The organism is Streptomyces musisoli (assembly GCF_016741855.1).
Classification (GTDB): domain Bacteria; phylum Actinomycetota; class Actinomycetes; order Streptomycetales; family Streptomycetaceae; genus Streptomyces; species Streptomyces musisoli.
Genome location: NZ_JAERRH010000005.1, coordinates 445074 through 462380, shown reverse-complemented (window position 1 = coordinate 462380; position 17307 = coordinate 445074). Strand labels below are relative to the sequence as shown.

The following is a 17307-nucleotide window of genomic DNA, read 5'->3' as shown; positions in this document are numbered from 1 at the left end:
CCATGGCCGATGCCCCCACCGGCAAGGTGACCTTCGTCGGTGCCGGCCCCGGCGCCGCCGATCTGCTGACGTTCCGGGCCGCCAGGGCCATCGCCGAGGCCGACGTGGTGATCTGGGCCGCGAGTCTGGTCCAGGCGGAGGTCCTCGACCACGCCCGCGAGGGCGCCGAGATCCTGGACTCGGCGGCCATGTCCCTGGAGGACGTCGTCGCCGTGTACCGGCGTGCGCGCGAGGAGGGACTGAAGGTCGCCCGGATCCACTCCGGTGACCCGGCCCTGTGGGGCGGCACCCAGGAGCAGCTGGACCGCTGCCGGGAGATCGGCATCGCGACCGAGGTCGTCCCGGGCGTGTCCGCCTTCTCCGCCGTGGCCGCGCTCGCGCAGCGCGAGCTGACGATCCCCGAGGTGGCGCAGTCCGTGGTGCTGACCCGGCTGGGCGGGGGAAAGACGCCCATGCCGCCCGGCGAGGAGGTGCGCGAGTTCGCCCGCCACGGCACCACCATGGCGGTCTTCCTGTCGGCGGCGCGCAGCGGGCAGCTGGTGCGGGAGCTGCTGGAGGGCGGCTACCCCACGGACACCCCGGTGGTGGTCGCGTACCAGGCGACGTGGCCGGAGGAGCTGGTCGTGCGGTGCACGATCGGCACGCTGGAGGAGACGGTCAAGGAGCACAAGCTGTGGAAGCACACGCTGTTCCTGGTCGGCCCGGCGCTGGACGCGCACGGCACCCGCTCGCACCTGTACCACCCCGGTCACTTCCACGGGTACCGGAAGGCGGACCCGGAGGCGCGGCGGGCCCTGCGTGAGCAGAGGGCGAAGAGTTGATCACGGTCGTCGGCACGGGGACCGGGGCGCCGGTCCCGCAGGACGTCCTCGCCGGGGCCGCGCTGGTCGTCGGCGGGCGGCGGCACCTGGACGCCGTACGGGTGCCGGAGGGCGCCGGACGGGTCGTGCTCGGGCCGCTGGCGCCCGCCCTGGACACCGTCGCGCAGTACGTCGGCAAGGAGCTGCCGGTCGTCGTGCTGGCCTCCGGCGACCCGGGGTTCCTCGGGATCGTGCGGGCGCTGGCCGAGCGGTTCGGTGCCGGGCTGCTGGACGTGCGGCCGGGCGTGTCCTCCGTGGCCGCCGCCTTCGCCCGGATCGGGCTGCCCTGGGACGACGCGGTCGTGGTCAGCGCGCACGGCCGGGATCTGCGTACGGCGGTGAACGTGTGCCGGGCGCGGCCGAAGGTGGCCGTGCTGACCGGGCCGGGGGCCGGGCCCGCCGAGCTGGGCGCCGCGCTGCCCGGTGACCGGGTCCTGGTCGTGGCGCGGGCCCTCGGCGACCCGGAGCGGGAGCGCGTGGAGCGGGTGACGGCCGCCGAGGCCGCTGCCCGGGACTGGGGCACGGCGGTGAGCGTGGTGCTGTGCCTGGACGAGGCCCGGGCGCTCGGTGCGGTGCGCACGGTGGCCGCGGTGCCGGAGGCGCCCGCCCGGTGGGCGCTGGACGAGGGCGAGTTCACGCACCGGGACTCGATGATCACGAAGTTCGAGGTGCGGGCGCTGGCCCTGGCCCGGCTGGGGCCGCGGCTGGGCGACCTGGTGTGGGACGTGGGCGCCGGGTCGGGCTCGGTCGCGGTGGAGTGCGCGCGGCTCGGCGCGGCCGTCGTCGCCGTGGAGAAGGCCGCGGACGGGGTCGAGCGGATCCGTGCCAACGCGGACGCCCACGGTGTGGACGTGGACGTGGTGCACGGCTCGGCGCCGGCCGCCCTGGCGGGGCTGGCGGATCCGGACTCGGTGTTCGTCGGCGGCGGGGGCCGGGAGCTGCCCGCCGTCGTCACCGCGTGCGCGCGGCGGGCGCGGCGGACGGTCGTGGTCGCCGTGGCCGCGCTGGACCGGGTGCCGGCGGCCCGCGAGGCGCTGACGGCCGCCGGGTTCGGCTGCGACGGGGTGCTGCTCCAGTCCTCGCGCCTGGCGCCGCTGCCGGGGGACGTGACCCGGCTGGCGGCGACCAATCCTGTGTTTCTGCTGTGGGGCGACAGAACCCCCGCCTCTAGTGAAGGAGTTGCCCAGTGATCGGCCTCATTTCCGCCACCGCGGCGGGAGCGGCGGCGCGGGACCGGCTGGCCGCGGCCTGGCCGGACCGTACGCGCGTGTACGAGGGTCCTGTCGGGGAGGCCGTGCGCGCCGCGTTCGCCGAGTGCGGGCAGCTGGTGTGCTTCCTGGCGACGGGGGCGGTGGTACGGCTGCTCGCTCCGCTGCTCGGCGACAAGGCGGCCGACCCGGGCGTGGTGTGCGTGGACGAGGGCGGCCGGTTCGCGGTGTCGCTGGTCGGCGGGCACGGCGGCGGCGCCAACGAACTGGCCCGCGAGGTCGGTGACCTGCTGGGCGCGGAGCCGGTGGTGACGACGGCGACGGACGCGGCCGGACTGCCCGGCCTGGACACGCTCGGGCTGCCGTACGAGGGCTCGGTCGCCGTGGTCTCCCGGGCGCTGCTGGACGGCGAGCCGGTGGCGCTGGAGGCGGAGGTGGCGTGGCCGCTGCCGCCGCTGCCTCTCGCGCCCGAGGGGCGGTACACCGTCCGGCTCACCGACCGGGCCGTCGCGCCCGGTGAACGCGAGGTGCTGCTCAGGCCGCCGTCGCTGGTGGTCGGGGTCGGTGCGTCCAAGGGCGCGCCGGAGGCCGAGGTGCTCGGGCTGGTCGAGGAGGCGCTGGCGGAGGCGGGGCTCTCGCCGAAGTCCGTGGCCCTGCTCGCCACCGTGGACGCCAAGGCCAAGGAGCCGGGCATCGTGGCCGCCGCCGAGCGGCTCGGGGTGCCGCTGGTGACGTACTCCGCCGAGGAGCTGGCCGGCGTCGAGGTGCCGAACCCGTCGGACGCGCCGCTCGCGGCCGTCGGTACGCCGTCGGTGGCGGAGGCCGCCGCGCTGGTGCACGGCGGTGAACTCGTCGTCCCCAAGCGGAAGTCGGCGCGGGCGGACGGGCAGCCGGCGATGGCGACCTGTGCCGTGGTACGGCGTCCCGGGCGCGGGCGGCTCGCGGTGGTCGGGCTCGGGCCGGGCGCCCGGGACCTGCTCACCCCGCGCGCCGCGGCCGAGCTGCGGCGGGCGTCGGTGCTGGTCGGGCTCGACCAGTACGTGGACCAGATCCGCGATCTGCTGCGGCCGGGTACCCGGGTGCTGGAGTCGGGGCTCGGCGCCGAGGAGGAGCGGGCCCGTACGGCGGTCGCGGAGGCCCGCAAGGGGCACGCGGTGGCGCTGATCGGCAGCGGGGACGCGGGCGTGTACGCCATGGCCTCCCCGGCGCTCGCGGAGGCCTCGGACGACATCGACGTGGTCGGGGTGCCCGGGGTGACGGCCGCGCTGGCCGCCGGGGCGGTCCTGGGCGCGCCGCTGGGCCACGACCACGTGTCCATCAGCCTGTCCGACCTGCACACGCCGTGGGAGGTCATCGAGCGCCGGGTGCGGGCGGCGGCCGAGGCGGACATCGTCGTCACCTTCTACAACCCGCGCTCCCGGGGCCGCGACTGGCAGCTGCCGAAGGCGCTCGGCATCCTCGCCGAGCACCGCGCGCCGGCGACGCCCGTCGGAGTCGTCCGCAACGCGTCCCGGCCGGACGAGTCGAGCCGGCTGACCACGCTCGCCGGACTGGACCCGGCGACGGTCGACATGATGACGGTCGTCACCGTGGGCAACACCGCGACCCGGAACATCGCGGGGCGCATGGTGACGCCGCGCGGCTACCGCTGGCAGGAGGAGCCGAAGTGAACGGTGCGGCCCGTGTGGTCCATCCCATCGAGGAGGAGTCCTACCGGCGGCTGCGCGCCCGCCTGGACACCTCGCGCTTCCCGCCGCTGACCCGGGCGGTGGTGGAGCGGGTCATCCACTCCGCCGCCGACCTGGAGTACGCGACCGACCTGGTCATGGACGAGGACGACCTGGTGAAGGCGCACGCCGCGCTGCACGCCGGGGCGCCGGTCGTCGTGGACGTCGAGATGGTGGGGGCCGGCATCACGCGCAGGGAGACCGTCTGCCGGCTCAGGGACGCCACGGCCGGCCCCGGACTGACCCGTTCGGCGCACGGGATCCGGCTCGCCTACGAACAGGTCGGGCCCGGCGCCCTCTGGGTGATCGGCAACGCCCCGACCGCGCTGGAGGAGCTGCTGACCCTGGACGCCTCCCCCGCTCTCGTCATCGGCCTGCCCGTCGGCTTCGTCGGCGCGGTCGAGTCCAAGGAGGCGCTGCGCGCGAGCGGGCTGCCCGCCGTGAGCAACGTGTCGGAGAAGGGCGGGTCGGCGGTCGCCTCCGCCGCGCTCAACGCCCTGCTGTACCACCCCGTTTCGTCTGAGGAGATCTCGTGACCACCCCGCCCGCCCTGCTGATCGCCGGCCACGGCACCCGTGACGACGCCGGAGCCGAGGCGTTCCGCGACTTCGTCCGGGAGCTGGGCCGCCGTCACCCCGAGCTGCCCGTCGCGGGCGGCTTCATCGAGCTGTCCCCGCCGCCGCTGGGCGAGGCCGTCACCGAGCTGGTCGAGCGGGGGGTGCGCCGGTTCGCCGCGGTGCCGCTGATGCTGGTGTCCGCCGGGCACGCCAAGGGCGACATCCCGGCCGCGCTGGCCCGGGAGAAGGAGCGGCACCCCGGGATCTCGTACACCTACGGACGTCCGCTGGGTCCGCACCCGTCGCTGCTGAACGTGCTGGAGCGGCGCCTGGACCAGGCGCTGGACGGCGCGGACCGCTCCGAGGTGACCGTGCTGCTGGTCGGGCGCGGCTCGACGGACCCCGACGCCAACGCCGAGGTGCACAAGGCGGCGCGGCTGCTGTGGGAGGGCCGTGGGTACGCCGGTGTGGAGACGGCGTTCGTGTCGCTGGCGGCGCCGGACGTGCCGAGCGGCCTGGACCGGTGCGTGAGGCTGGGGGCGCGGCGGATCGTCGTCCTGCCCTACTTCCTGTTCACCGGCATCCTGCCGGACCGGGTGCGGCGGCAGACCGAGGAGTGGGCCGCCGCGCACCCGGAGACCGAGGTGCGGTCGGCCGACGTCATCGGGCCCGAGCCGGAGCTGCTGGACCTGGTGATGGAGCGTTACGAGGAGGCCGTCGAGGGCGATCTGCGGATGAACTGCGACTCGTGCGTGTACCGGATCGCGCTGCCGGGCTTCGAGGACAAGGTCGGGCTGCCGCAGCAGCCGCACTTCCACCCGGACGACGACGGTCACCACCACGGGCACGGGCATCACCATCACGGTGGGCACTCGCACAGCCATGCGCACTGAGGACACCGGCGGGGTGGGGCCCGATCTGCGGCATCACGGGGACGCGGAGGTACGGGACGACGGGGCGGGGCTGGTCGATCTCGCCGTCAACGTCCGCGCGGACACGCCCCCGGCCTGGCTGCGGGAGGAGATCGCCGGTTCCCTGTCGTCCCTCGCGGCCTACCCGGACGGGCGGGCCGCGCGGGCGGCGGTGGCGGCGCGGCACGGGCTGCCGGTGGAGCGGGTGCTGCTGACGGCGGGGGCGGCGGAGGCGTTCGTGCTGCTCGCCCGCGCGTCGAAGGTCCGCCGGCCGGTGGTGGTGCATCCGCAGTTCACGGAGCCGGAGGCCGCGCTGCGGGACGCCGGGCACACGGTGGAGCGGGTGCTGCTGCGGGCGGAGGACGGGTTCCGGCTGGACCCGGCGGCCGTGCCGGAGGAAGCCGACCTGGTGGTGATCGGCAACCCGACCAATCCGACGTCGGTGCTGCATCCGGCGGAGACGGTCGTACGGCTCGCGCGGCCAGGGCGGACCCTGGTGGTGGACGAGGCGTTCATGGACGCCGTGCCGGGTGAGCGGGAGGCGCTGGCCGGGCGGACCGACGTGCCGGGTCTGGTCGTGCTGCGCAGCCTCACCAAGACGTGGGGGCTGGCCGGGCTGCGCATCGGGTATGTGCTGGCCGCGCCCGAGGTGATCGACGAGCTGGAGCGGGCGCAGCCGCTGTGGCCGGTGTCGACGCCGGCGCTGGCCGCGGCTCGGGCGTGTATGGCGCCGCGGGCATTGGCCGAGGCCGGGCACGCGGCGCATCGCGTCGCCGGGGACCGGGCGTACCTGGTGGCCGGGCTGGCGTCTTTCGCCGACCGTGGCGTACGGGTGGTGGAGCCTGCGGAGGGGCCGTTCGTGCTGCTGCGGGTGCCGGACGCGGCCGGGGTACGGCGGCGGTTGCGCGACCTGGGCTACGCGGTACGGCGTGGGGACACGTTTCCGGGGCTCGGGGCGGAGTGGGTGCGGGTCGCCGTGCGGGACCGAGCGACGGTGAACGCCTTCCTGAAGGCCCTGTCGGCCGCCCTGGCTCCGCCCACCGCCCCACCCGTCTCGCCTGGCTGAGAGGCCGGCCTCCGGGCCCACACCGCCCGAGAGCCCGAGCCCTGCTCCGGCCACCCCACCCCGGCGAACCGTCGGCCAAAGGCCCGGGGCTCCGGCCCGGCGCTTCGGCCCGGGGCCTCTTGCCCGGTGCTTCGGCTTGGCACTTCGGCTTGGACGGGCCGGCCTTCCCGGACTGCTTCACCGCCTGGCAGGACGGCGAGCCCCTCGACGCCGAGGCCCCGGGGTACGCCAAGGCCGCGCTGGACCAGCTGGTCCGGTGGTCCGGGGGTCCGGTGGTCCGCCACGCTCCCGGCGGGCCGGGGAGCCGCTCCCTATCCGGGCCGACGGCCGGAAGGGAGCGGCCGGGGCGGTGCGTCAGCCCTTGCGGCGGCGGGCCACCGTCACCGCTCCCCCGCCGACCAGCAGCAGCGCCAGCGCACCGCCCGCGAGGTAGGGGGTCGCGGAGCTGCCGCCGGTCTCCGCGAGGTCGGCCTGCGCCGGGGCGCCCTGCGGGCGGACGTCGGCGGCCGGGTCGTGGCTCGGCACCGGCTTCCCGGTGGGCGGCGCCGCCGGGGACTCGCAGGTGGCCTTGGCCAGGGTCACGGTGCCCTCGACGTCGGCCACGTTGAGCTTCAGCGGGTTGACGGAGACCTTGAGTTCGAGGGCCGTCGCGGCGGCGGTACGGGTCGTGGTGGTGCGCTGGGCGAGATCGAGGCGGACCTCGCCGACGCCGGGCACCTTCACCTCGGTCGGGCCGCCGGCGGTCAGCGTGACGCGCTTGCCGAGGACGGTGACCGTGCCGAGGACGTTCGCGGAGGCGGCCGGTGCCTTGCCGGCCTCGCAGGTGGCCTTGGCGGTGATCGTGTCGGCCTCGATCAGGGACAGCAGGGGCAGGCCCGGCAGGTGCAGCTTGGCGTGGGCGACCCGGACCGAGCCCTCGGCGCGCCGCGCCGTGACCGTGGCCCCGGCCTCGGCGACGTCCGCGCCGAGCACGGTGAACGGCTTGCCGCCGTCCACGCCGTCGAGCCGGGCGGAGAGCGCGGTCCTGTCGGCGCTCCGCGGTGCCTGGACCTCGTTGAGGGAGACCGCGAGCGGGACGTTCACGGTCTTGTTGAGCAGGGACACGTCGAGCCCGGTGCGCAGGACGACGGCGGAGGCGCGACCGTGCTCACCGGTCGCGTGCGCCGCGCCCGCGCCCAGGACCGCGGGCGCCGCGGTGAGGGCGGTGACCGTCACGAGGGCGGCGAGGCGGCGTGCGGGCATGCGGAAGTTTTTGCTGTTCAAGGCGGTGGGACCCCCAGACGGGACATGCTTGGGACCCGTCAACCTTGTACGCACTGTGGGTGAACGGTCAGTTATCCAGGGTCACTTCACTCAAACGTGGATATTTAGCACGTGGATTCGAATCACGGGCACATCTACTCGACGACGTGCCCGTTGAGCACCACCCGTCGCGGCGCCGCGAGCACCCGCACGTCCGCCCGGGGATCGGCCTCGTACACCACCAGGTCGGCCGGGGCGCCCTCCTCCAGGCCGGGCCGGCCGAGCCAGGCACGGGCGCCCCAGCTCGTCGCCGAGAGGGCCTCGACGGGCGGGATGCCGGCCTTGACGAGTTCGGCGACCTCCCCCGCGACCAGTCCGTGGGCGAGCGAGCCGCCGGCGTCCGTGCCGACGTAGACCGGGATGCCGGCGTCGTAGGCGCCGCGCACGGTGTCGTAGCGCCGCTCGTGCAGCCGGCGCATATGGGCCGACCAGCGCGGGAACTTGTGGTCGCCGCCGTCCGCGAGCCGGGGGAAGGTGGCGATGTTGACGAGGGTGGGGACGATGGCGACCCCCCGCTCGGCGAACAGCGGGACGAGGTCCTCGGTGAGGCCCGTGGCGTGCTCGATGCAGTCGATGCCCGCCTCGACCAGGTCGCGCAGGGAACTCTCGGCGAAGCAGTGGGCGGTGACACGGGCGCCGAGCCGGTGGGCCTCGGCTATGGCCGCCTCGACCGCCCCGCGGGGCCAGCAGGGCGACAGGTCGCCGAGGTCGCGGTCGATCCAGTCGCCGACCAGCTTGACCCAGCCGTCGCCGCGCCGGGCCTCCCGGGCGACGTACGCCACCAGGTCGTCCGGTTCGATCTCCCAGGCGTAGTTGCGGATGTAGCGGCGGGTGCGGGCGATGTGCCGGCCCGCCCGGATGATCTTCGGGAGATCGTCCCGGTCGTCGATCCAGCGGGTGTCGGAGGGCGAGCCCGCGTCCCGGATCAGCAGGGTGCCCGCCTCCCGGTCGGTGCGGGCCTGCTTCTCGGCGGTCTCCGCGTCGACCGGGCCGTGCGCGTCGAGGCCCACATGGCAGTGCGCGTCGACCAGGCCGGGCAGCGCCCAGCCCTCGACGGTCCGGACCTCCCGGGCGCCGGCGGGGCGCTCGTAGGAGATCCGGCCGCCGACCACCCACAGTTCGTCCCGGACGTCGTCCGGACCCGCCAGGACCCGGCCCTTCACGTGCAGCACCGCGCGATCGCTCATGTACCGCACCTTAGGGCCTGCCGTTCGGATCATGCCGGGCCCGCGGACCCGCGAGCCCGCCCGGACCGGACGGAAGACCCCGGTGAGCTACGGCCCGGACTTCCCCACCTGGTCGGAGATCTCCTCCTCGACCTCGGCCATCGCCGGGTCGAGCAGGCGGGACAGGAAGTGCCGGGTGCGCTCGTGCTGCGGGTCGCCGATGACCCGCTCGGGGCTGCCGTCCTCGACGACCACTCCGCCGTCCATGAAGACGACCCGGTCGGCGACCTCGCGCGCGAAGGTCATCTCATGGGTGACGACCATCATCGTCATGCCCTCCCGGGCGAGCATGCGCATGACGGCGAGGACATCGCCGACCAGCTCCGGGTCGAGGGCGGAGGTCGGCTCGTCGAAGAGCATCACCTCGGGGCCCATGGCGAGCGCGCGGGCGATGGCGACGCGCTGCTGCTGGCCGCCGGAGAGGGAGGCCGGGTAGGCGTCCGCCTTCTCGGACAGGCCGACCCGGGCCAGGTTCTCGGCGGCGATCCGCGCGGCCGTCGCCTTGTCCCGCCCGAGGACCCGGCGCTGCGGCAGCGCGAGGTTCTCGGTGACGCTCAGGTGCGGGAAGAGGTTGAACTGCTGGAAGACCATGCCGATGCGGCGGCGCACGGCGTCGATGTCGACGTCCGGGTCGGTCACCTCGGTGCCGCCGACGAAGACCTGGCCCTTGGTGGGCTCCTCCAGCAGGTTCACGCAGCGCAGCAGCGTCGACTTGCCGGAGCCGGAGGGGCCGATGACACAGACGACCTCGCCCTGGCCGATCTCCAGGTCGATGCCGCGCAGCACCTCGTTGTCGCCGAAGGACTTGTGCAGTCCGCGTACCTCGATCTCCGGGCGGCTCATCGGATCGCCTCCTGGGCCTTGGACTCCATACGGCGGACGACGAAGCTGAGCGGGATGGTGACCAGCAGGTAGCACAGGCCCGCGACCAGGATCGGCGTGGAGTTGGCGGTCGTACTGGCCAGGTCGCGGCCGAACTTGGACAGTTCCCGCTCCTCCAGGGTGACGCCGAGGAACAGCACCAGCGAGGAGTCCTTGAAGAGCAGGACGAGTTCGTTGGTGAGCGGCGGCAGGATGATCCGGAAGGCCTGCGGGATGATGATCGAGACCATCGCCTTCGCCGGCGAGAAGCCGAGCGAGCGGGCCGCCTCCATCTGTCCCTTGGGCACGGCCTGGATGCCGGCGCGGATGGTCTCGGCCATGTAGGCGGCCGACACCAGGCCGAGCGCGATGGCGACCTTGCCGTACGTGCCGCCCGGGATCTCCGTCCCGGGGAACGCCAGCGGGACGGCCACACCGACGAAGATGAAGATCAGCAGTGCGGGCAGGCCGCGGAAGATCTCGATGTAGACGCCCGCCAGCCAGCGGTACGGGCCCACGGAGGACAGCCGCATCAGCGCGATGACCATGCCGAGGACGAGCCCGACGACGAAGCCGGACAGCGTGTAGAGCACGGTGTTCTTCAGCGCCAGCGTGATGACGTCCGGGAACATCTGCTTGGCGATGTCGGCCTGGGCGAACTGGTTCTGGAGCCGGCCCCAGTCCGCCGTGACCGCGAAGGCGATCACGGCGGCGACGAAGACGACGTACTGCACGCCCCGCGACAGGCGGCGCTTCTGACGCCGGGTCAGTCCCTTTTTCTTCGGCTGGAGTGTTACGTCCGTATCGGTCATGAGGCGGCGGGAGGGGCGACGGAGGCGTTGTACGGGCCGATCCACTGCTCGTAGATCTTCTTGTAGGTGCCGTCGGCCTTGGCGGTCTTGAGCGCCTTGTTGATGGCGTCGAGCAGCGCCTTGTTGCCCTTCTTCACGGTGAAGCCGTACTGCTCACCGGTCTTGAGGTTGTCGACGACCTTGAACTTGTCCGCGTTGGCCTTGTCCTTCAGCCAGCCCTGGACGACCGGGTAGTCGATGACGACGGCCTGGACCTGGCCGGTGCGCAGGCCGTTGAGGACGGCGTCGGAGGACTCGAAGGAGACCGGGTCGTAGCCCTTGCCCTTCACGTAGTCCTCACCGGTGGTCTGCGCCTGGGCGCCGAGCTTCTTGCCCTTGGCCTTGACGTCGGCGAGCGAGTTGATCCCGCTGCTCCTGTCGACGAGGACGGCCTGGGTGGCCTCGAAGTACGGGTCGGAGAAGTCGACGTTCTTCTTGCGCTCGTCGGTGATGGTCATGCCGGCGGCGGCCAGGTCGCACTCCCCGGAGTTCAGGAAGGCGCCGGTCTTGAAGTTCTCGAAGGGCGTGTCGAGGATCTGCTGCTTGACGCCGAGGTCCTTGGCGACGAGGTCGATCAGGGACACGTCGAAGCCCTGCACCTTGCCGTCGACGTCCGACTGGAACGGCGGGTAGGGCAGGTGGGTGCAGGTGGTCAGCCGGCCGCCCTTGGCGAGGTGGACGCCCTTGACGGTGGTCTTGCCGCTCCCCGAGTCGCTGGAGGAGCAGCCGGCCACGACGAGCGCGAGTGCGGCGGTCGTGGTGGTGGCGGCCAGAAGGCGGGCCCGGCGCCCTGCGAGCGTTTTCATGGGGAGATCTCCTGTGGGGGAACTGTGGCTTCCGATTATAAGGAAGGGTTTGAGTCTCTCAAATCAAACCCATGGTTACGAGGGCCCCCGACCTAAGATCGGTGGAGTCGACCCCCCGAGAGCGAAGAGAGCACCGCCGTGACCCACCCCTTCCTCGACCTGCCCCCGCTGAGTGCCGAGCGCTTCGCCGCCATCGAGGACGCGGTGGCCCGGCTGCTGGACACCCGGCAGGACGTCCTGGTCACCCAGGGCGAGGCGCTGCTGCCGCTGGAGGGCGCGATCCGCGCCGCGGCCGGCCCGGGCACGGTGGCCCTGAACGTGATCACGGGCCCGTACGGCCAGACCTTCGGCAACTGGCTCCGCGACGCCGGCGCCACCGTGCACGACGTGTCCGTCCCCTTCCACACGGCGGTGACGGCCGAGCAGATCCGCGAGGCGTTCGCCGCGCACCCGGAGATCGACTTCGTGTCGCTGGTGCACGCCGAGGCGGCGACGGGCAACACCAACCCGGTCGCGGAGATCGGCGAGGCGGTACGGGAGCAGGGTGCCCTCTTCTACCTGGACGCGGTGGCCTCCGTGGGTGCGGAGCCGGTACTGCCGGATGCGTGGGGTGTGGACCTGTGCGTGATCGGGGCGCAGAAGGCGATGGGCGGCCCGGCGGGGGTGTCGGCGATCTCGGTGAGCGAGCGGGCGTGGGCCCGGATGGCCGCCAACCCGAAGGCCCCGCGCCGGTCCTACCTCTCGCTGCTGGACTGGAAGGAGCGCTGGATCGACGCCGGGCGCAAGGCGCTGCCGCACGCTCCGGCCCAGCTGGAGATGCTGGCGCTGGAGGCGTGCCTGGAGCGGATCGAGTCGGCCGGCCCGGCGACGGTGATGGCCCGGCACCGGAGCGCCGCGCTGGCCTCGCGGGCCGGGGCGGTGGCGCTGGGCGGGGGCCTCGCGCCGTATGTGCACGAGGAGCGGGACGCGGCACCGGTCGCCACGACGCTGCGGGTGCCGTCCGGCGTGGTGGCTTCGGAGCTGGTGGCGCGGGCGCTGGAGAGCGACCCGGCACTGCCGCTGGCGGCCGGCGGCGGCGCCCTGGCCAAGGAGATGATCCGGGTCAACCACTACGGGCCGGACGCGACACCGGGCGCGGTGCTGGGTTCCCTCGCGGCGCTGGGCGCGGCCCTCGCAGAGAAGGGAACGCAGGTGGATCCGGTCGCCGCCCGCCGGGCCGTGGAGAGCGCCTGGCGTCAGACCCCGGTCGCCTTTTCGTAGCTCTCGGTCGCCTTTCCGTGGCCGACGGTGGTATTTCCCGGGGGTCGTGCCCCCGGGAAATCTTCCGCCCGCAGAATCGGCGAGCCCCGAATTAAATTTACTTTCACAATTCCCGCCCAATTCCCCCGATGATAGCTTCCCGTCTTCTTCTGCCCGCTTTTTGCAGAGCTAAACAGGGGAGTTTTCCGGCAGGTTTCCTGCGCTTTCCGTGTTGTGACACACTCCACAACAGAAGCGATTTGTACCGATTTGACGTAGGGTGATACGGGCATTTCGCCCAGGCATTGCGGATCCATCGCGCCGACTCCCGTGCACTTTTCAATTCGCCTCGCTAAATTCGTGCCGCATGACTGCCGCACCCGCAGACCTGCTCATCGAACGTCCGGCAACGAGTGACGGAGCCGCGCTCTGGCGTCTCGCCAGGGACTCGGAAACCCTCGACCTGAACTCCTCCTACAGCTATCTGCTGTGGTGCCGGGACTTCGCCGACACCTCGGTGGTGGCGCGCGGGGCGGACGGGGAGCCGGTCGGTTTCGTCACCGGATACCTGCGGCCGGAGCGTCCCCGCACCCTGCTCGTCTGGCAGGTGGCCGTCGACTCGGCCCACCGCGGCCTCGGCATCGCCGCCGCGCTGCTGGACGGACTGACCGCACGGCTGGTCGCGGAGCGCGGCATCACCGAACTGGAGACCACCATCACCCCCGGCAACACCGCCTCCGAGCGTCTGTTCACCTCGTTCGCCGAGCGGCACGGCGCACGGGTCAGCCGCGAGGTGCTGTTCGGCGCCGACCTTTTCCCGGACGGCCCGCACGACCCCGAAGTCCTGTACCGCATAGGCCCGCTGACCGACTCCACCCCCCACTGAGGAGCGAATCACCGTGACCATCACCCAGCCCGACCTCAGCGTGTTCGAGACCCTCGAGTCCGAGGTGCGCAGCTACTGCCGCGGCTGGCCCGCCGTCTTCGACCGGGCGCAGGGCAGCCGGATGTACGACGAGGACGGCCATGCGTACCTCGACTTCTTCGCCGGTGCCGGCTCACTCAACTACGGCCACAACAATCCGGTGCTGAAACGGGCGTTGATCGACTATCTGGAACGGGACGGAGTCACGCACGGCCTGGACATGTCGACGACGGCCAAGCGGACCTTCCTGCGGACCTTCCAGGATCTGGTGCTGCGCCCGCGTGACCTGCCGTACAAGGTGATGTTCCCGGGTCCGACGGGCACCAACGCGGTGGAGTCGGCGCTGAAGCTGGCGCGGAAGGTGAAGGGCCGCGAGGCGATCGTGTCGTTCACCAACGCCTTCCACGGCATGTCGCTGGGCTCGCTCGCGGTGACCGGGAACGCCTTCAAGCGGGCCGGTGCGGGCATCCCGCTGGTGCACGGCACGCCGATGCCGTTCGACAACTACTTCGACGGCCAGGTCCCGGACTTCCTGTGGTTCGAGCGGCTGCTGGAGGACCAGGGCTCGGGCCTGAACAAGCCCGCCGCGGTGATCGTGGAGACCGTGCAGGGCGAAGGCGGCATCAACGTCGCCCGGCCCGAGTGGCTGCGCGCGCTCAAGGAGCTGTGCGAGCGGCAGGACATGCTGCTGATCGTCGACGACATCCAGATGGGCTGCGGCCGTACCGGTGCCTTCTTCTCCTTCGAGGAGGCGGGCATCACCCCCGACATCGTCACCGTGTCGAAGTCGATCAGCGGCTACGGGCTGCCCATGTCGCTGTGCCTGTTCAAGCCCGAACTGGACGTGTGGGAGCCGGGCGAGCACAACGGCACCTTCCGCGGCAACAACCCCGCCTTCGTCACCGCCACCGCCGCCCTGGAGACCTACTGGACCGACGGCTCGGCCATGGAGAAACAGACCCGCACCCGCGGCGAACAGGTCGAACAGGCACTCATATCCGTCACCGAGGAGAACCTCGCCGACGTGAAGGAGTACCGCGGACGCGGCCTGGTCTGGGGCCTGGAGTTCCACGACAAGGCCCGCGCCTCGCGAGTCGCCCGCCGCGCCTTCGAACTCGGCCTGCTCATCGAGACCTCCGGACCGGAGAGCGAGGTCGTCAAGCTGCTGCCCGCCCTGACCATCACCCCCGAGGAGCTGGACGAGGGGCTCAGCATCGTCTCCCGCGCCGTCCGCGAAACCGCCTGAACCACCCGTACCGCAAGGAGGAGACACAGCACGTGATCGTCCGATCGTTCAAGGACATCGAAGGCACCGACCGGCACGTCAAGGCCAAGTCCGGGACCTGGGAGAGCAAGAGGATCGTCCTCGCCAAGGAGCGGGTCGGCTTCTCCCTGCACGAGACCATCCTGTACGCCGGGACCGAGACGTCGATGTGGTACGCCAACCACATCGAGGCCGTCGTCTGCACCAAGGGCGAGGCCGAACTCACCGACCACGAGACCGGTGAGACGCACACCATCACGCCCGGCACCATGTACCTCCTCGACGGGCACGAGCGGCACACGCTGCGCGTCAAGGAGGACTTCCACTGCCTCTGCGTGTTCAACCCGCCGGTCACCGGACGGGAGGACCACGACGAGAACGGCGTCTACCCGCTGCTCACCGAGCCCGAGGAGGTGTGACACCCATGACCACTGTCACCGACCTGTACCCCACCCGCGGCACCGGCGAGGTGACCGTCCCCCGCCAGGACCCGGTCGTCTGGGGTTCCCCGGACACGCCCGGGCCGATCGCGACGGCCGACCTCCAGTCGTACGAGCGGGACGGCTTCCTCACCGTCGACCAGCTGATCACCCCGGCCGAGGTCGAGGTGTACCGGCGTGAGCTGGACCGGCTGGTGACCGACCCGGCGATCCGCGCCGACGAGCGGTCCATCGTGGAGCCGAAGTCGAAGGAGATCCGCTCGGTCTTCGAGGTGCACCGGATCAGCGAGGTGTTCGCGAACCTGGTGCGCGACGAGCGTGTGGTCGGCCGCGCCCGGCAGATCCTCGGCTCGGACGTCTACGTCCACCAGTCCCGGATCAACGTCAAGCCGGGCTTCGGCGCCAGCGGGTTCTACTGGCACTCGGACTTCGAGACCTGGCACGCCGAGGACGGCCTGCCGAACATGCGCACGGTGTCCGTCTCGATCGCGCTGACCGAGAACCACGACACCAACGGCGGCCTGATGATCATGCCGGGCTCGCACCGGACGTTCCTGGGCTGCGCCGGCGCCACGCCGAAGGACAACTACAAGAAGTCGCTGCAGATGCAGGACGCGGGCACCCCGTCGGACGAGGCGCTGACCGCGCTGGCGAGCGAGTTCGGCATCCGGCTGTTCACCGGCAAGGCCGGTTCGGCGACCTGGTTCGACTGCAACTGCATGCACGGCTCCGGCGACAACATCACGCCGTTCCCCCGCAGCAACGTCTTCATCGTGTTCAACAGTGTGGAGAACACCGCGGTGGAGCCGTTCGCGGCGCCGGTGCGGCGGCCGGAGTTCATCGGGGCGACGGACTTCACTCCCGTGCGGTGAGCCGATGACGCCGCCAGGCGCTTCACCCCGGTGAAGCGCCCCGCGACCCCCGGGCCGGGGCCTCCTCGTGTGGGACGGGAGGCCCCGGCCCGGTCGTGTCAGCCGGACAGCGCCTCCAGCAGACGGTCCACGTCCGCGGCCGTGTTGTTGACGTGGAAGGCCGCGCGCAGATTGCCGGCGCGGTCGGAGACCTCGATGCCCGCCTCGCTCAACCCGGGCTGCCGGGTGCCGAGTCCGGGGACCGAGACGATCGCCGAGCCGGGGGCGGGCACCGGTTCGTGGCCGAGGTCCGCGAGGCCGGCGCGGAACCGGTCGGCGAGGGCGACGTCGTGGGCGTGGATCGCCGGCACGCCGAGTTCCTCGACGAGTTCGAGGGACCGGCGCAGACCGGCGAAGGTGAACAGGGCGTGAGTGAGGTCGAACCGCCGTGCGGAGTGGGCGAGTTCGGCCACCGGGCCGTAGCAGCTGTCCCACGGCCGCTCGGCCGCGACCCAGCCCGCGAGCACCGGGGACAGTCCGCCGAAGTCCTCGGGGACGGTGAGGAAGGCCGCGCCGTGCGGGCCCAGCAGCCACTTGAAGGAGACGCTCGCGGTGAAGTCGTAGGCGCCGGCGTCCATCGGCAGCCAGCCGGCGGCCTGGGAGAAGTCGACGTAGGTGCGGGCGCCGTGGGTGCGGGCGGCCTCGCGCAGGGCGGAGAGGTCGGCGATCCGGCCGTCGGCGGACTGCGCGGCGCTGACCGCGACGAGCGCGGTGCCCGGCCGGACGGACTCGGCGATCCGCTCCAGCGGGACCGTGCGGACCTTGAGGTCGCCGCGGACGTGGAACGGGTTGAGCACGGAGGTGAAGTCGTCCTCGGCGGTGAGGACTTCGGCGCCCGCGGGCAGCGAGGCCGCGATCACGCCGGTGTGCGCGGCGACCGAGGCGCCGGCGGCGACCCGGCCGGCCGGGACACCGGCGAGCCGGGCGAACACGGCCCGGCTCGCCTCCACGTCCTCGTACAGCGGGGTCAGCGGCCGGCCCTCGGCCCGCAGCAGCGCCGCCTCCTGGAGGGCGGCGACGGTGCGGGCCGGCAGCAGGCCGTTGCTCGCGGTGTTGAGATAGATGCTCTTCGGACGGAACTCGGCGCGGACGAGGCTGTCGAACGTCTCCGTGGTCTCCATGGGTCCACTCTGCGTCCCGGGGAACTACCCGT

Annotated in this window: 17 protein-coding genes; 11 read left to right on the top strand and 6 right to left on the bottom strand. The window is 72.7% G+C overall.

All coding sequences use genetic code 11. The features are described 5' to 3' along the window. Positions 1-2: 2 nt before the first annotated feature. Genes cobM through cobC form a run of 6 tightly spaced genes read left to right on the top strand, consistent with a single transcriptional unit; the run spans position 3 to position 6329 of the window. On the top strand, positions 3-821 hold the full coding sequence (gene cobM / locus JK361_RS17345) for a precorrin-4 C(11)-methyltransferase (protein WP_201818736.1): 819 nt from the start codon (positions 3-5) through the stop codon (positions 819-821). Further along, complete coding sequence (gene cbiE / locus JK361_RS17340; RefSeq protein WP_201818733.1) at positions 818-2050, top strand: precorrin-6y C5,15-methyltransferase (decarboxylating) subunit CbiE; 1233 nt, start codon at positions 818-820, stop codon at positions 2048-2050. Before cobM ends, cbiE begins: the two co-directional genes overlap by 4 nt. Continuing rightward, positions 2047-3738 (top strand): precorrin-3B C(17)-methyltransferase, encoded by a 1692-nt coding sequence (gene cobJ / locus JK361_RS17335; protein ID WP_201818731.1) that lies wholly within the window; start codon positions 2047-2049, stop codon positions 3736-3738. The genes cbiE and cobJ overlap by 4 nt, the downstream gene beginning before the upstream one ends. Continuing rightward, entirely contained in the window at positions 3735-4331 is a 597-nt protein-coding gene (locus tag JK361_RS17330) for a precorrin-8X methylmutase (protein ID WP_201818729.1), read from the top strand. Before cobJ ends, JK361_RS17330 begins: the two co-directional genes overlap by 4 nt. Next, entirely contained in the window at positions 4328-5245 is a 918-nt protein-coding gene (locus tag JK361_RS17325) for a sirohydrochlorin chelatase (protein WP_201818727.1), read from the top strand. The genes JK361_RS17330 and JK361_RS17325 overlap by 4 nt, the downstream gene beginning before the upstream one ends. Beyond that, positions 5235-6329 carry an Rv2231c family histidinol phosphate aminotransferase CobC gene (cobC, locus tag JK361_RS17320; RefSeq protein WP_201818725.1) on the top strand — a complete coding sequence of 365 codons (1095 nt, stop codon included), beginning with the start codon at positions 5235-5237 and terminating at the stop codon, positions 6327-6329. The genes JK361_RS17325 and cobC overlap by 11 nt, the downstream gene beginning before the upstream one ends. Positions 6330-6683: 354 nt before the next feature. Here cobC and JK361_RS17315 read toward each other — a convergent pair whose 3' ends face one another. From JK361_RS17315 to JK361_RS17295, 5 genes are all read right to left on the bottom strand, one after another. Next, positions 6684-7592, bottom strand: a complete 909-nt coding sequence (locus JK361_RS17315; protein WP_201818723.1) for an SCO1860 family LAETG-anchored protein — start codon at positions 7590-7592, stop codon at positions 6684-6686. Between the two features lie 134 nt (positions 7593-7726). Then, a complete protein-coding gene (locus JK361_RS17310; protein WP_201818721.1) occupies positions 7727-8818 on the bottom strand; it encodes an amidohydrolase family protein in 1092 nt (363 codons plus the stop codon). Between the two features lie 87 nt (positions 8819-8905). After that, entirely contained in the window at positions 8906-9700 is a 795-nt protein-coding gene (locus JK361_RS17305; protein WP_201818714.1) for an amino acid ABC transporter ATP-binding protein, read from the bottom strand. Continuing rightward, positions 9697-10530: an amino acid ABC transporter permease gene (locus JK361_RS17300; RefSeq protein WP_201818712.1), complete on the bottom strand. Its 834-nt coding sequence runs from the start codon at positions 10528-10530 to the stop codon at positions 9697-9699. Before JK361_RS17300 ends, JK361_RS17305 begins: the two co-directional genes overlap by 4 nt. After that, positions 10527-11375, bottom strand: coding sequence for a transporter substrate-binding domain-containing protein (locus JK361_RS17295; RefSeq protein WP_201818710.1), 849 nt, complete (start codon positions 11373-11375; stop codon positions 10527-10529). The genes JK361_RS17300 and JK361_RS17295 overlap by 4 nt, the downstream gene beginning before the upstream one ends. Positions 11376-11513: 138 nt before the next feature. Between JK361_RS17295 and JK361_RS17290 the strand changes: the two genes are divergently transcribed. From JK361_RS17290 to thpD, 5 genes are all read left to right on the top strand, one after another. Further along, positions 11514-12635: a pyridoxal-phosphate-dependent aminotransferase family protein gene (locus JK361_RS17290; RefSeq protein WP_201818708.1), complete on the top strand. Its 1122-nt coding sequence runs from the start codon at positions 11514-11516 to the stop codon at positions 12633-12635. Between the two features lie 346 nt (positions 12636-12981). After that, positions 12982-13500 carry a diaminobutyrate acetyltransferase gene (gene ectA / locus JK361_RS17285; RefSeq protein WP_201818707.1) on the top strand — a complete coding sequence of 173 codons (519 nt, stop codon included), beginning with the start codon at positions 12982-12984 and terminating at the stop codon, positions 13498-13500. Between the two features lie 13 nt (positions 13501-13513). Continuing rightward, positions 13514-14785: a diaminobutyrate--2-oxoglutarate transaminase gene (gene ectB / locus JK361_RS17280; protein ID WP_201818705.1), complete on the top strand. Its 1272-nt coding sequence runs from the start codon at positions 13514-13516 to the stop codon at positions 14783-14785. Between the two features lie 32 nt (positions 14786-14817). Beyond that, positions 14818-15222: an ectoine synthase gene (locus JK361_RS17275; protein ID WP_201818703.1), complete on the top strand. Its 405-nt coding sequence runs from the start codon at positions 14818-14820 to the stop codon at positions 15220-15222. 5 nt (positions 15223-15227) lie between these two features. Next, entirely contained in the window at positions 15228-16115 is an 888-nt protein-coding gene (gene thpD / locus JK361_RS17270) for an ectoine hydroxylase (protein ID WP_201818701.1), read from the top strand. Positions 16116-16213: 98 nt separating this feature from the next. Here the strand turns inward: thpD and JK361_RS17265 are convergent, their stop codons facing one another. Continuing rightward, entirely contained in the window at positions 16214-17275 is a 1062-nt protein-coding gene (locus JK361_RS17265) for an aminotransferase class V-fold PLP-dependent enzyme (RefSeq protein WP_201818699.1), read from the bottom strand. Between the last annotated feature and the right edge of the window lie 32 nt (positions 17276-17307).